The sequence below is a fragment of the Blautia sp. SC05B48 genome, assembly GCF_005848555.1.
Taxonomy (GTDB): Bacteria; Bacillota; Clostridia; order Lachnospirales; family Lachnospiraceae; genus Blautia_A.
This window is the reverse complement of record NZ_CP040518.1, coordinates 3,282,570-3,296,886: the sequence shown is the minus strand read 5'-3', so window position 1 is coordinate 3,296,886 and position 14,317 is coordinate 3,282,570. Positions and strand designations below refer to the sequence as shown.

Here is a 14,317-nt window from a genome sequence, read left to right as displayed (position 1 = left end):
AGAACATATTCCCTATTTTTGTGATATTTTTTTATCATTTTCCCTTTCTTCTTATATCAGTATATGGTATACTTGTCCATGAAATGAATGATATGCAAAATAGGATTTTATGCGTCAAGTGTTTGGCGAATGGGGAGTTGTCGCCAGAACGAAAAGTACGTCTTACGGTATGAGATCCGCACCCGTTGCAGCAATATAAGAGAATATCTCATATTGTGTAGGGCTTTTTCGACATACGTTCTATTACAATTGGAGATATCTTTTTTTATGCGCAAAAATAAAAGAGACAGTCTCCGAAAAACGTGATTTTTTTAACAAATGGAGGTTGTTATTTATGGTAGACAAAGCAAAAGTTGAAGAGGCGATCAAGCTTCTTCTCGAAGGAATCGGCGAAGATGTAGACAGAGAGGGACTGCAGGGAACTCCGGAACGTATCGCCCGTATGTGCGAGGAAATTTATGGCGGACTTGATAATGAAGCGGATGAACATCTTCAGAAACAGTTTCATGTAGAGAACAATGAAATGGTTCTGGAAAAGGATATTACCTTTTATTCCATGTGTGAACATCATCTTATGCCTTTTTACGGAAAAGCTCATATCGCATATATCCCAAATGGCAAGGTTACCGGCTTAAGCAAGCTGGCCCGTACCGTTGATGTGTACGCAAGAAGACCGCAGATCCAGGAACGTCTGACTGTGCAGATCGCAGATGCGCTGGAACGTGTCCTCGCTCCAAAGGGAATCATGGTTATGCTGGAAGCGGAGCATACCTGCATGACCATGCGTGGAATCAAAAAGCCGGGAAGCAAAACGGTTACGACTGTCACCAGAGGTGAATTCAAAGAAAATATGGAGCTCCAGAAACAGTTCCTTGCTATGGTTAAGGACTGATGGACAGAGTAAATCAGATCTGGAATCATCCGCTCTATCAGAATGAGCTTAATAAGCTTCAGTTGCTGGAAGCTGACCGTGAATTCTGCAGACATACACCGGAGCATTTTTTGGATGTGGCACGCCTTGCCTATATCAGAGCACTTGAGGAAAATGCTCCTGTTTCAAAGGAACTGATCTACTGTACTGCTCTTCTTCACGATATCGGACGGGCCAGACAGTATGAAGATGGTACGCCTCATGATGAGGCCGGCGCTGCTATTGCCGGACAGATCTTAAATGAGCTTGGATTTTCTATGGAAGAAATCGAAGTGATCGTTTCGGCAATACGTGGTCACAGAGCTCAGACGGATCAGACAGTTCTTGGAAAACTGCTTTATACTGCGGACAAAAGCTCCAGAAACTGTTTTTCCTGTAAAGCAGAGCCGGAATGTTACTGGTCTCCTGCCAAAAAAAATATGACGATCCAATATTAGGAGGTTTTTCCATGAAAATCGGAAATCGTGAGTTTGATGTAGAAAATAAAACATATATTATGGGTATCTTAAATGTCACACCGGATTCTTTCTCAGATGGCGGAAAATGGAATGATATGGATCATGCCCTGAAACATACAGAAGCTATGATCGCCGAAGGTGCTGATATTCTGGATATCGGTGGGGAATCCACACGTCCGGGGCATACACCGGTTGGTGCACAGGAGGAGATCGAGCGTGTTCTTCCTGTTATCGAAGCAGTAAAAGGGCGTTTCGATATCCCCATCTCTGTAGATACTTATAAGGGATGTGTTGCGGAGGAAGCCCTGAAACACGGAGCAGATCTTATCAATGACATCTGGGGACTGAAATATGATCCTGAAATGGCTCCTGTCATTGCCAGATATCAGGCTCCCTGCTGTCTGATGCATAACAAAGACAATACCGAATACAATAATTTTATTGTGGATATGCTGGCAGAAACCCAGGAATGTGTCAATATCGCCAAACGTGCAGGTATTGCTGATGATAAGATCATCCTTGATCCGGGTGTCGGATTTGGCAAAACATATGAGATGAACCTGATGACCATGGATAATCTGGAGCTTTTCCGAAAGCTGGGATATCCGGTGCTTCTTGGCACCTCCAGAAAATCCATGATCGGACTTGCACTTGATCTTCCTGTAGACCAGCGTGTAGAGGGAACCCTTGCCACATCGGTGATCGGTGTTATGAAGGGGTGTGCATTTGTCCGTGTTCATGACATCAAAGAAAATAAACGTGTCATCCAGATGACAGAAGCTATTCTTGGGCGCTAGGAGGAACTGATGGATAAAATCGAAATCAGAGATCTTGAAATTTTTGCAAACCATGGTGTGTTTCCGGAGGAAACAGCTCTCGGACAGAAATTTGTTGTTTCTGCTGTTATGTATACAGAAACACGTCCGGCAGGGCTGACAGATGATCTTTCTGCTTCTATCAATTATGGGGAAGTCAGTCATATGATCACCGATTTTCTTCAGAAAAATACTTATAAACTTCTGGAGGCTGCAGTGGAAAATCTGGCAGAGATGCTGCTGCTTTCTCTCCCATTGTTAAAAAAGGTCACCCTTCGTATTGAAAAGCCCTGGGCTCCGGTAAGACTTCCACTGAAAACTGTTGCTGTGGAAATTACCCGAGGCTGGCATACAGCTTATATTGCTTTTGGTTCCAATATGGGAGATAAGAAGAAATATCTGGACAATGCGATCCAGGGGCTTCGAGATATGAAAGAGATTGTTGTTGAAAAGGTTTCAGAGTATCTTGTAACGGAGCCTTACGGGGATGTGGAGCAGGATGAGTTTCTCAATGGAGCCTTAAGAGTCCGGACGCTGCTTTCTCCGGAGGAGCTTCTTGACAGGCTGCATGTGCTGGAACAGGCTGCGGACCGAAAAAGGATCATTCACTGGGGACCAAGGACACTGGATCTGGATATTCTGTTTTACGATAATGAGATCATTGATACAGTGGAACTGCATGTGCCTCATATTGATATGGAAAACAGGGATTTTGTGCTGAAGCCTATGGTGGAGATCGCACCGTATCTTCGGCATCCGGTGTTGAATTTAACAATGGAGCAGTTGCTAAAAAAACTTGAGGAAAAAACTTTGGCGGTGTAACTTTATTTGTTAAGACAAGCCCGATACAGATTCTTTACTACAATCTGTATCGGGCTTGTCTAATATGTATATAAGCTATTGAAAAAATTTTATTTACGGTTTACCAGGTCGAATTCGTCGGTGATCTCTTTGGATGGTGCCTTAGTAATAAGGCTGACGATGATATTTGCTGCGATGGCTACCAGAAAAGCGGGAAGAAGTTCATAGATTCCCCAGGCGCCGCCCAGTTTGCTGATTCCGTATTTCCAGATGAATACCATGGAACCGCCGCAGATCATTCCTGCCAGGGCTCCCTGCCAGTTGGAACGTCTCCAGAATAATGCCAGAAGCACCACCGGACCGAATACGGCTCCGAAGCCTGCCCAGGCAAAGGATACGATAGTAAACACAGAACTGTTCGGGTCGCGGGCAATAAACATGGCTACTACTGCAATGAGAAGAAGCGTGATCTTATCGGCTGCCATGCTTTCTTTTTTTGTTTCTTTATCCTTCAGGATGCTTCCGAGAAGGTCGGAAGAAACTGCTGAGGATGCTGCCAGGAGCTGAGAATCTGCAGTTGACATGGTGGATGCAAGGATTCCTGCAAGGATGAGTCCTGCAAGGATTGCTGCAATTACACCATGTTTACTGAGAAGATCTGCGATCTGAACGATAATTGTCTCAGATGCGGAACCTTCCAGAAGGGCAAACTCTCCTGCTGCTGTCATTCCAAGTCCTACCACACCGATCAGTACTGCCACTGCCAGTGAGATCACTACCCATATAGTTGCTACTCTTCTGGAAAGTGTAAGCTTCTCTTCGTCTTCGATTGCCATGAAACGAAGAAGAATATGCGGCATTCCGAAATATCCAAGTCCCCATGCAAGCATGGAAATAATATTAAGCAGTGGATATGCCTGTTCTGTTCCGGTTGTCGGATCATATGTAGTAAACATAGTCAGATATCCGGGCAATGATCTTGCATGGTCTGCAACTGCTTCAATACCACCTGCTGTGTTGATCCCGAATACAAATACGATCACAAGAGCGATGGACATGATGATACTCTGGATAAAGTCCGTGGTAGATGCTGCCAGGAATCCTCCCAGTGTGGTGTATCCAACGATGACCAGTGCACTGATGATCATAGCCGGCAGATATTTTACACCGAAGAGACTTGCAAAAAGTTTACCACAGGCTGCAAATCCGGAAGCTGTATACGGAATAAAAAAGATCACGATAAAAATCGCTCCGATAGACTGCAGGATCTTTTTCTCATCTCTGTAACGATTACTGAAAAAGGATGGCAATGTAATGGAATTTCCTGCCACATGTGTGTAGCGGCGGATTCTTTTTGCCACGATCCTCCAGTTTATGTAAGTTCCAATCGCAAGGCCAATGGCTGTCCAGCCTGCATCTGCAATACCGGTAAGATAAGCAAGTCCAGGCAGGCCCATCAGAAGCCAGCTGCTCATGTCAGAAGCCTCTGCACTCATAGCTGTTACAAGTGGTCCAAGCTTTCGGCCTCCAAGATAGAAGTCAGAACTGTCATTATTGTTCTTGGAGCACAGATAACCTACAAAGATCATTGCACCCAGATAGACGATAATGGCTGCCATTATACAAATATGTGCTGTTGTCATTGTTTCTCTCCCTTCCATGTATGTTTTCACATATTTATAGATATTATTATATTAACTTAAGAAAGTAAAGGGTATTTTGGGATTTTTCACATATTTTCTGTATAAAATTGTATAAATAACAAGAAAAAGGGCTGAACCCGATAAACAAGCTCAGCTCTTTTCAACATTTCTGTTTAATTTTCTTCGATACGTTTCTCTACGTCTTCTACTGTATATGCTTCTGTCAGTACTTTCAGAGCCTCCGGTGTGGTGTCTGTATTGTAAACTTTGATCACTTCCATCAGATCTGCACAGCTGTATGCATTTTCGTAAATATCCTGTGTATATCCGTAAAGCTCGTTGAAAGTATCTTTATCCGATGCATTCCAGAATCCCTGATACAGACGAACTGTGTTGTAATCTGTATCGTCAGTGTTTGCCTCCGGATGACCGGACATTGCGTTATACAGGATCGCAAAAGCAGGGCCTCCCATGGATGCATATTTTCCGGCAATGTAATCAATCTTAGGATTTCCAAAAGAATCCTCATCATTGATCTCATCATGGTTTTCCATGGAGAAGCAGTCAACTGCTCCAACCTTGATGTTAGACCCCTGCTCCTCTTCTTTTGATGTAATGAGTTTCATGATCTCATCAACATTGAAAGTACAGAAAACCGCATCATAATCTCCATCTACAAAAGCATGTTTCAGGTTATTGATTCCTTTTGGGTCTGTCATATATCCAGGACAGATGGTAATGGTGATATCATCTTTACCGGCATCTACAACCGTTGTTTCCTCCGATGCAGCAAGTTTTTCCACATCTTCGGAATAGGTCAGACCTTCTTTTTCAGCCAGTCCTTCCAGAACACCGATGGTTCTCTGGAGATGCATATAGTTCCCCTTAGAAGCACCGCCTGACGGTATGAGGTAATTATTTGTATCTGTATCTGCAAAATACTCAGCCATATTATAACCGGCCTCATAATCAGCCTTTGCATCCGGGCCCACACTTCCGAGGAAATACTGGCTTGTTTTTATCTGCTCATAATCTTTATCGCTGATGCTTCCGGAACCAAGAACATAGTACATCTCTTCTTCATCGCAGGCTTCTACAATCTTCTGAATATCCTGACCATAGAAGGAGATGATTCCGCTTACGCCCTGCAGTTTCATTGCACGAATGAAATCAATCTCATCCTCTGCGGAATTAATGCTTCCTGAAAAATAGAACTTCACTGGGAATCCCTGCTGGATATAATCCCTGTAATAGCTCATAAACATGTTCATTTCCGGGCTATCCTGATTATATACTACAACACCGATCGTATACTGAAGATCTCCGTCTTCCACAGCAGCAGAAACTTTTTTTCCGCTGACAGCAAAAACAGCAAGCATCAACAGCAGAATGCCTAATATTTTTAAGTTTTTAAATGTCATACTGTTTTTTGCCTTTCTTTATTTCTCAGTTACATAATGGCAGGCAACTTCATGTCCTGCTTCCATTTCCTTAAGTACAGGCCTTGTTGTTTTACATTTTTCCATGCAATGCTCACAGCGGTTCTGGAACGGGCATCCGTGAGGAACGTCCAGAGGACTTGGTGCCTCACTCTCAATACTCTCGATCTTTTTGTGCTGATCCATATGAATGGAAAACTGTGCTCCCAGAAGTGCCTGTGTATACGGATGGAGAGAGTTTTTCGCAACATCCTCCCCAGGAATTACCTCTACAATATTTCCAAGATACATAACTGCAATCTGATGAGCAAAAGAACGAATCAGCGCCAGGTCATGACAGATAAACAGCATACTGATATTCTTTTCTTTCTGAAGGCGCACAAGAAGCTGGATCACGGATTCCTGTACAGAAACATCCAGTGCAGAGGTAGCCTCATCACATACCAGAATCTCCGGTTCCAGAGAAAGTGCACGTGCAATACTGATACGCTGTCTCTGACCACCACTCATGTTATGGGGATAACGGTCTACAAAATCTCCAGGAAGCTCTACCATCTCCAGAAGTTCTCTGGCCTTGGCTTCTTTTTCACTTTTTTTCAGTTTCCCATAATTGATCAGTGGCTCTGTAAGAATGTCCACGATCTTCATTTTCGGATCAAAAGAAGCAAGCGGATCCTGGAATACCATCTGCATGTTCTGACGGTTCAGCCAGGTTTCCTTTTTGGAAAGATCTGCAAGATTTTTTCCATGGTAAAGGATCTCACCGCTGGTCGGCTTGTCAAGGGAAATGACCATACGGACAAATGTTGATTTACCGCAGCCACTCTCTCCTACGATTCCCAGAGTTTTTCCTTTATATACATTTAAGTTTACATCGTTGCAGGCTGTTAAGGTTCTGCCGCCGGAAGCCGGGAACTGCTTTACGATATGCTTCGCACTAAGTACGATATCAGATTCATTAAACATAACGCTGTCCCTCCATTTCCGGCACTGCAGCCAGCAGTTTCTTAGTATAGTCACTGGTCGGGTGATTCATAACTTCATCACGGGTTCCCTGATCCACAACTTTTCCATGCTGCATAACTACCAGCTGGTCAGCCATATAGGCTGCAACACCGATGTTATGGGTAACGATGATGATACCCGTTCCGAAATCATCACGGAGTTCCATCATCTGGCGTACGATCTGAGCCTGTGTAGTAACGTCCAGAGCACTGGTCGGCTCATCTGCCAGAAGAAGTTCCGGGTTAAATGTCATAGCCATGGCAATACCAACTCGCTGGCGCATACCACCGGAAAGCTGGTGCGGATAGCTTTTCATAATGTTTTCTGCATCAGGAAGACGCATTTTCTGAAGCATGGAGCATCCTTTTTTCCATGCTTCCGCTTTGGATACATCGGTATGTGTGCAAATATATTCCACATACTGACTGCCGATCTTACGAATCGGGTTTAAGGTTCCACCGCAGTCCTGGAAGATCATGGAAATACGGGTACCTCTTAATTTTCTCCATTCATCCTTTGTATTGGAAAGCAGAGATTTTCCGTTGAACTGGATATCACCGGCACTTACCCGGCCGCCCCCGGCAAGTGCGCCGAGAACAGCACGGATAACAGTTGTTTTTCCACTTCCACTCTCTCCTACTACACTGATGATCTCACCTTTCTTCATGGAAAGATTGAAATGCTCAATGATAGGTGCCTGCTTTCCGTACTGAACGGAAAGATCCTTGATTTCAAGCATAAATAAACGCTCCTTTACTCGGCAAGAGTGATATCCTTTGTCAGCCAGTAGTAGTCCATCGGATACATCTTAACGCCAGTTACCTTCTTATTGGAGAAGAGGTAAGTTGTCTCATATCCGAAGAATACAGTTGCTGCATCGTCCATGATATCCTGCTGGATGTCAACGATGAGATCTTTTCTCTTATCCTCATCAAATGTCTGAGCAAGCTCATCAAGAAGCTTATCTACATCCGGATTGTTATATCCTGCAGTGTTGTTTGCAGAAGAGCTGTACCAGTTCTCTCTTAAGTAGTTCTCCGGGTCACCGGTGTTGGCAACCAGTACGTTCCAGATAAGAAGGTCATACTGTCCGGAATCTCTCATGTCAAGAAGTGTCTCATAACTTACTGTATTCAGGTTTACGTTGATACCGATCTCTTTCAGGCTGGCCTGTGCTGCCTGTGCGTATACACCAAGCTCTGCACGGCTTGTGTAGATAACAAAATCAAGAACAAGCGGATCTCCGTCCGGAGTCTCTACATATCCGTCGCCATCAACATCTTTGTATCCAGCATCCTCGAGGATCTTTTTAGCGCTGTCCGGATCGTAAGAGTTTTCATCGTTGAGATCATCAAATCCAAAGTCAAGTGTTGGCGGAACCGGTGCTTTACCAGCTGTTGCACCACCCTCAAGAAGAGTGTTGCAGTATGTCTCTTTGTCAAGTCCACGGAGAAGTGCCTGACGAAGTGCCTTGTCGCTGAGTGCATGATCCTCATTCTGGTTCATGAATGCATAAGTAGAACGAAGAGACTGAAGCTCCTGGATGTCGTAATTGTCATTTCCCTCAAACTCAACCAGGTTCTCTGTTTTCAGGTTGTAAGCGATATCGATCTCGCCTGTCTGAAGAGCCATGGAACGTGTTGTCTGGTCATCGACACATTTCAGAGTAACTCTGTCAAGCGGAACTTCGCCATCCCAATAGTTCTCATTCTTTACTACAACGCAGGAGTCTGTCGGGCTGAAAGACTCTACTGCATAAGGTCCTGTACAGATCGGTCCTTCCATTGCAAATGTGGAATCATCAACATTTGTATCAACGATCAGAAACAGCGGGTCTGCAAGGCATCCGGCCATGTTTGCGTTTGCTCTGTTCAGGTGGAAGATCAGGTTCTGTCCGTCAACTTCAATACTATCAAGGTCAAAGAACTCCGGAACACGGTCGCTCTTCTCAGCTGTACGCTCGATGGAAGCTTTTACCATCTCCGGTGTCATATCATCGCCGTTGGAGAATTTTACACCCTCACGGATCTTGAATGTCCATGTTTTTCCATCTTCACTGTTGTCCCACTCTTCTGCAAGACATGGAACGATATCACCGTTCTCATCGAATTTTGTAAGGCACTCACCGATCGCATAACGGGATACAACCCAGCTGAAATACTGCTCTGTCGGCTCAAGTGTATCTGCAAAGCTTGTTACTCCAATCGTGATTTCCTTATCACTGCTCTTATCGCCCTTTGCCTGAGCCACTGTTGTCATAGAAAAAGTCATCATACATGCAAGTGTAGCAGCCAGCACTTTTTTAACTACGTTATTTCTCATTTCATCCTCCTAAAGATAAATATACTGATTATTGGTGTTGGTTTGTTACAGAAACGTTTTTTAATCCTGGCGCGGATCCAGTACATCACGGATGCTGTCTCCAAGCATATTGAAAACAACAACACAGATCACGATCGCAATACCAGGGTAGATCATAAGCCATGGCGCTTTTGCCATGTAAGTTCTTCCTTCATTCAGCATCAGTCCCCACTCCGGTGTCGGCGCAGTTGCACCAAATCCCAGGAAAGAAAGAGAAGCCAGCTCCAGCATCATGGTTCCGATATCTGCTGCCGCAGTTACCACCATCTGGGTTACCATGTTCGGAAGAACGTGTACAAGAAGAATTTTCCAGGTCTTTGTTCCGTTTACCACTGCAGCTTCTATATAAAGACTCTTCTTGACTTTCAAAACCATACTTCTTGCAAGGCGGGCATACTTCGTCCAGCTTACAGCCGCGATGGAGATAACGGCATTTACCAGGTTTGGTCCCAGCATACCGGCAATGGCGATGGCCAGTACAAGGCCGGGGAAAGAGATCATCATATCTGCGATACGCATGATCACCGCGTCCACAACGCCACCGAAATATCCGGCAATAACTCCTAAAAATGTACCGATCACAAAAATCACCGCAACCAGACATAATGTCATGATCAGGGAAGTTCTTGTTCCGAAAATAACACGGGAAAGAAGATCTCGTCCAAGTTTATCCGTTCCGAACGGATGAGCGGAACTCGGCTCCTGCAGTGATTCAGTCATAACTGCATTCAGCGGATCATATGGCGCAAGCTGCGGTGCGAAGATCGCAACGCCAATTACCACCAGGCCCAGAATGAAGAAAAGAGTGAACTGTTTATTTTCTTTAAATACTCGTAATACCTTTTTCAATTATCTATCCTCCTTAAGTCTTGGATCGAGATAAGTGTAGGACAGATCCACAAGCAGGTTGATGCACATGTACAGGATCGCGATCCAGAGTACATAGCCCTGTACAAGAGGATAGTCACGACAGGAAATTGCCTTTACTGCCATATTTCCCATACCAGGCCAGTTGTAAATGATCTCTACAACTGCGGTACCTCCAAGGAGGCTTCCAAGGGAAAGACCCAGCAGTGTTACCAGCGGAAGCATTACATTAGGAAGAACGTGTTTCCAAAGGATCACGCTTTCTTTGATTCCACGCATTCTTGCACCGGTCACATAATCCTGGTGAAGCTCCTCCAGCACCGCACTTCTTACCTGGCGGGTATATTTCGCAGACATGGCAAGTGCAAGAGTCAGTGCCGGAAGGATCATAGACTTGAAATCCGTACTTCCTCCTGCTACATTGATCCAGCGAAGCTGAACACCAAAGATACTGAGAAGGATCAGGCCCAGCCAGAAGCTTGGAACAGATACTCCCACAAAGGTAATTCCTCTCACAAAATAATCCGGGAATTTGTTCTGATATACAGCGGCCAGGATTCCAAGCGGTATGGAAATAATGACCATCATCAAAAGTGCCAGCAAAGACATCCTCAGCGTCGGCCAGAAACAAGATACCAGTTTATCCGTTACCGGCATTTTGAAAGAATAGGACTGTCCCATATCTCCTGTAACAACACCCTTCAGCCAGGAACCATACTGCACGAGAAAGGGCTGATCAAGGCCAAGCTCATGTCTTGTCTGTTCCAGAAGCTCCGGTGTCGGAAGATTACCACATTCTGTCAGCATGATCTCCGCAGGATCACCAGGTGACAGGTAGGTCAGTCCAAATGTGAAAAAGCTGATTCCAAATAATACAATGATGATCTGGAGAAATCTTTTTCCTATTTGTTTCTTTGTCACGTTTTACTCCTTTCCTCATTTGATGCGATTTTAACATTGCCGTTTTAATTGAGTTAGATAAAAAAACTACTGGATTCTTATTATGCAGAACATGCATGGAATTTTAGAAATTTGCACGAAAAAAGCCCGCGATGAAATACGGGCACATAAAAAAATATGCTTCCTATCTTCCGTAAGAATCATTTTAAAACAATTGCAAGCAGGTCTCCTGACTTAGGATCCTTACCCTCAGGCACCTTCCCGGTCTATTTCTCACGCACTCGACCAGTGGTATTTTGTCTGAGGATTCCCCCTTACAGTGACGGGATCGTACCGGATTTACACCGGTTTCCCTATTAATCCTCTCGGAACTTACAACGGCTGATGTGAAAATCAGCAAATGCTGTTAAATTACCTAAATATTATACGATAAAACTATAGTTTATGTCTATGGAAAAATGTTATATTTTTTGAAAACTCATAAATTTTGTTAAAGATGCTTGAATTGTATATATCCCCCATTGGGGATTTGACAATTAAATTTATTTGATCTGCTAAAAAAACACGGATTTTACCTCGCTGTTTTTACAAATAGAATAGCAAATGGTAAAACCCGGTTTTCTTACTGTTTCAATATGATTTCAGACAGAAGCGTTCTGAAAAGTCTGTTTACTATCAGGTCAGAGTATCTGTGATCGCCGCATATGCGATCATCGGTCCGTCTTCAATGATATTCAGGCTGGCTGTCTGATAAAGTACGACTCCGTTTTCAGTTGCAATAGACGTGTAAAGTAAATTTCCATAGTAATCTCTCAATTCACCCAGTTCTTCTCCCTTAAAGAAGTACTCTCCAGGCTTCTTGGATGGATACCAGCATCCGGTATACGGCGCATATTCATAGACTACATTTTCAAGAAGCATCTGACGGTAATGCTTCAGACCATGACACGTCTTTCCCTGGAGATGAAAAACAAGGTGACGGACGTCTCTTTTATCCTGTTCTACTTCCTCCCAGGTCCAGTAGCTGTGTCCGCCTCTTTCGATAAGAATACTTGGAATTCCAAGAGAAGAAGCATAATTATAGGCGCCACCTGTGGCGGTTGTGGAACGGACTACATATTTTACGCCGATATGCCGTGCCATATGCAATGACTTCTCTGCTGTTTTTTCATCTACAACCCCTACATAATAAACATAGGGATGAAGTTGTTCGAACCCATCTCCGCTGTGCAGGTCGATATAATAATCTGCTATAGAAAAAAGTTTCGTCACTATAGTATAGGCAATACGATCTGCAGCTGTTCCCTCAGGATCTCCGGGGAAAACGCGGTTCAGGTTCTTGCCATCCTCATAGACCAGACTCATGGTGCGATGCTCAAAGCCGCTGACGTTGACCAGTGGAACGATGATCACATTTCCCTTCAGTTCTTCCGGCTGAAATTCTTTTGCAAGTTCCATTGCTGCCTGGATTCCCACATACTCCGCACTGTGTATTCCTGCCGTGATCAGGACCGTCGGTCCGTCTTCCACTCCGCATATCACAGTTGCCGGCATTGCTATGCCGTATCCTGTGATCTTAATTTTCCCCTGTGCCTTCTCTCCTTTTTCAATCACCCAGTCATCAATTTTGATCATTGGTTGTTTCCCTTTTCCTTTTTTATATTTCCGCACTTTTGACGATAAGTATATCATGCCTAACCGAAATTGTACATATTCTTTTAAGATTCCGGGAAAACAGAAAAAAGCTTTCGTAACCGTTCATTCTGATCCGACGTACAAAAGCTTTTTTCCTGAATGATATATAATTTATCTTTTTACCAATTCTTTGGTGATTTCTTCCCAGCTGACTCCTTTTTCCACCATGAGTACCATCATATGATAAAGAAAATCTGAAATTTCGTATTTAATCTCTTCTTTATCCGGATTTTTGGCTGCAATGACGATCTCTGTGCATTCTTCACCGACTTTTTTCAAAATCTTGTCGATTCCTTTATCAAAAAGATAATTAGTATAGGAACCTTCCTTTGGATGCTCTTTTCGGTCAGTGATCACATCATACACATTCTGGAACACGTGAAGTGGATTGGTATCATCGTACTCTTTTTTCATCAGAGGTTTGAAGAAACAGGTACGGTTTCCTGTATGGCAGGCTGCTCCAACCTGCTCCACTTTGGCAAGGATCGTATCATTATCACAGTCAATAGTAAGAGCCTTTACATACTGTACATGTCCGGATGTCAGCCCTTTGGTCCAGAGCTCATTCCGGCTGCGGCTCCAGTATGTCATTTTTCCCAGCTTCAATGTTGTGTTAAAAGCAAGCTCATTCATATAGGCCAGCATCAGTACTTCATCCGTCCGGTAATCCTGGACAATAACCGGAACCATTCCGTCACTGTTTAATTTAAAATCCGACCATGCAATATTACTTTTATATGTGTTTACCGGAATTCTGGCTTCTTCGCAGGTTTCCTTAAATGTATGCAGATCATTTTCAAGACTGCTTACATAAGCACCGCAAAGTCCGGACACAGCTGCTTCTCCTAAAAGCTTCAGAACGTTCTCATATCTGTTTTCATCGGTATGAAGAACAATGGAAATCTGAGAAATCTCTGCGATTTCATTTTCGACAGTGTCCAGAGCCAGAACAGTGTCTGCATATTTTTCGATCAGATCCTGATTTTCTGTGAATTCTCTCAGATCAGAGATGCTGATCATCATACGCTCTTTTCCAAAGCGGCGTGATACTTCTTCCAGAAGTTTGATATTATTCTCTTTCGAAAAATTCAGTACAACTTTGGCACATCCCGCATAGATCAGCTTTTTTACATCTTCCATACGTTTGATATTTCCCGCTGCGATAACCGGGATTTCAGATGCCTGACAGATATCACGGATTTTTCCGATCGCACGGTCATGCTCTGCATCTGCAGAAGAAAAGTCAAATACCAGAAGCTCATCTGCCCCATTGTCACCGTAAAATTTTGCAAGTGTTTCTACATTTCCGTCTCCGAAAAGATTTCTCTGTCCAAATCCTGTTACCGCTTTTTCTGAATGAAGATAAAGACATGGGATCAACTGTTTGTTCATAAGTGGTCTC

13 protein-coding genes and 2 riboswitches are annotated in these 14,317 nt (G+C 43.8%); of the genes, 4 read left to right on the top strand and 9 right to left on the bottom strand.

What is annotated here, in order from left to right; genetic code table 11:
* The first annotated feature begins 93 nt into the window (after positions 1-93).
* Positions 94-190, top strand: a riboswitch (THF riboswitch).
* Between the two features lie 144 nt (positions 191-334).
* The 4 genes from folE to folK are packed head-to-tail and all read left to right on the top strand — an operon-like array spanning position 335 to position 3,026.
* Complete coding sequence (gene folE / locus EYS05_RS15360; RefSeq protein WP_118368739.1) at positions 335-892, top strand: GTP cyclohydrolase I FolE; 558 nt, start codon at positions 335-337, stop codon at positions 890-892.
* Complete coding sequence (locus tag EYS05_RS15355; RefSeq protein WP_118368738.1) at positions 892-1,368, top strand: HD domain-containing protein; 477 nt, start codon at positions 892-894, stop codon at positions 1,366-1,368. Before folE ends, EYS05_RS15355 begins: the two co-directional genes overlap by 1 nt.
* Before the next feature lie 11 nt (positions 1,369-1,379).
* Entirely contained in the window at positions 1,380-2,186 is an 807-nt protein-coding gene (gene folP, locus EYS05_RS15350) for a dihydropteroate synthase (RefSeq protein ID WP_118368737.1), read from the top strand.
* 9 nt (positions 2,187-2,195) lie between these two features.
* Positions 2,196-3,026, top strand: coding sequence for a 2-amino-4-hydroxy-6-hydroxymethyldihydropteridine diphosphokinase (gene folK, locus EYS05_RS15345; RefSeq protein ID WP_118368736.1), 831 nt, complete (start codon positions 2,196-2,198; stop codon positions 3,024-3,026).
* Positions 3,027-3,115: 89 nt separating this feature from the next.
* On the opposite strand, the gene putP is transcribed toward folK, so the two are convergent.
* The 9 genes from putP to hisIE form a co-directional block, all read right to left on the bottom strand.
* The gene (gene putP, locus EYS05_RS15340) at positions 3,116-4,648 is read right to left on the bottom strand and encodes a sodium/proline symporter PutP (RefSeq protein ID WP_118368735.1); all 1,533 of its coding nucleotides are present in this window, start codon (positions 4,646-4,648) and stop codon (positions 3,116-3,118) included.
* A gap of 173 nt (positions 4,649-4,821) precedes the next feature.
* Entirely contained in the window at positions 4,822-6,069 is a 1,248-nt protein-coding gene (locus tag EYS05_RS15335; RefSeq protein ID WP_118368734.1) for a sugar ABC transporter substrate-binding protein, read from the bottom strand.
* Positions 6,070-6,087: 18 nt separating this feature from the next.
* Positions 6,088-7,053 (bottom strand): ABC transporter ATP-binding protein, encoded by a 966-nt coding sequence (locus EYS05_RS15330; protein WP_118368733.1) that lies wholly within the window; start codon positions 7,051-7,053, stop codon positions 6,088-6,090.
* The gene (locus EYS05_RS15325; RefSeq protein WP_118368732.1) at positions 7,046-7,831 is read right to left on the bottom strand and encodes an ABC transporter ATP-binding protein; all 786 of its coding nucleotides are present in this window, start codon (positions 7,829-7,831) and stop codon (positions 7,046-7,048) included. Before EYS05_RS15325 ends, EYS05_RS15330 begins: the two co-directional genes overlap by 8 nt.
* Before the next feature lie 14 nt (positions 7,832-7,845).
* Positions 7,846-9,414, bottom strand: coding sequence for an ABC transporter substrate-binding protein (locus EYS05_RS15320; RefSeq protein ID WP_118368731.1), 1,569 nt, complete (start codon positions 9,412-9,414; stop codon positions 7,846-7,848).
* 60 nt (positions 9,415-9,474) lie between these two features.
* Entirely contained in the window at positions 9,475-10,302 is an 828-nt protein-coding gene (nikC, locus tag EYS05_RS15315; protein ID WP_118368730.1) for a nickel transporter permease, read from the bottom strand.
* Positions 10,303-11,241: a nickel ABC transporter permease gene (gene nikB / locus EYS05_RS15310; RefSeq protein ID WP_118513550.1), complete on the bottom strand. Its 939-nt coding sequence runs from the start codon at positions 11,239-11,241 to the stop codon at positions 10,303-10,305.
* A gap of 181 nt (positions 11,242-11,422) precedes the next feature.
* Positions 11,423-11,611: riboswitch (cobalamin riboswitch) on the bottom strand.
* A gap of 284 nt (positions 11,612-11,895) precedes the next feature.
* Positions 11,896-12,855, bottom strand: coding sequence for a M14 family metallopeptidase (locus tag EYS05_RS15305; protein ID WP_138277495.1), 960 nt, complete (start codon positions 12,853-12,855; stop codon positions 11,896-11,898).
* 171 nt (positions 12,856-13,026) lie between these two features.
* Positions 13,027-14,307 carry a bifunctional phosphoribosyl-AMP cyclohydrolase/phosphoribosyl-ATP diphosphatase HisIE gene (gene hisIE / locus EYS05_RS15300; RefSeq protein WP_138277494.1) on the bottom strand — a complete coding sequence of 427 codons (1,281 nt, stop codon included), beginning with the start codon at positions 14,305-14,307 and terminating at the stop codon, positions 13,027-13,029.
* Positions 14,308-14,317: the final 10 nt, after the last annotated feature.

What these genes read in the sequence shown, in the direction of transcription:
- EYS05_RS15335 (WP_118368734.1), bottom strand. Translation starts at nt 6,069, where the DNA reads ATGACATTTAAAAACTTAAAAATATTAGGCATTCTGCTGTTGATGCTT.
- EYS05_RS15330 (WP_118368733.1), bottom strand. Translation starts at nt 7,053, where the DNA reads ATGTTTAATGAATCTGATATCGTACTTAGTGCGAAGCATATCGTAAAG.
- folE (WP_118368739.1), top strand. Translation starts at nt 335, where the DNA reads ATGGTAGACAAAGCAAAAGTTGAAGAGGCGATCAAGCTTCTTCTCGAA.
- folK (WP_118368736.1), top strand. Translation starts at nt 2,196, where the DNA reads ATGGATAAAATCGAAATCAGAGATCTTGAAATTTTTGCAAACCATGGT.
- EYS05_RS15355 (WP_118368738.1), top strand. Translation starts at nt 892, where the DNA reads ATGGACAGAGTAAATCAGATCTGGAATCATCCGCTCTATCAGAATGAG.
- putP (WP_118368735.1), bottom strand. Translation starts at nt 4,648, where the DNA reads ATGACAACAGCACATATTTGTATAATGGCAGCCATTATCGTCTATCTG.
- EYS05_RS15305 (WP_138277495.1), bottom strand. Translation starts at nt 12,855, where the DNA reads ATGATCAAAATTGATGACTGGGTGATTGAAAAAGGAGAGAAGGCACAG.
- EYS05_RS15320 (WP_118368731.1), bottom strand. Translation starts at nt 9,414, where the DNA reads ATGAGAAATAACGTAGTTAAAAAAGTGCTGGCTGCTACACTTGCATGT.
- hisIE (WP_138277494.1), bottom strand. Translation starts at nt 14,307, where the DNA reads ATGAACAAACAGTTGATCCCATGTCTTTATCTTCATTCAGAAAAAGCG.
- folP (WP_118368737.1), top strand. Translation starts at nt 1,380, where the DNA reads ATGAAAATCGGAAATCGTGAGTTTGATGTAGAAAATAAAACATATATT.
- EYS05_RS15325 (WP_118368732.1), bottom strand. Translation starts at nt 7,831, where the DNA reads ATGCTTGAAATCAAGGATCTTTCCGTTCAGTACGGAAAGCAGGCACCT.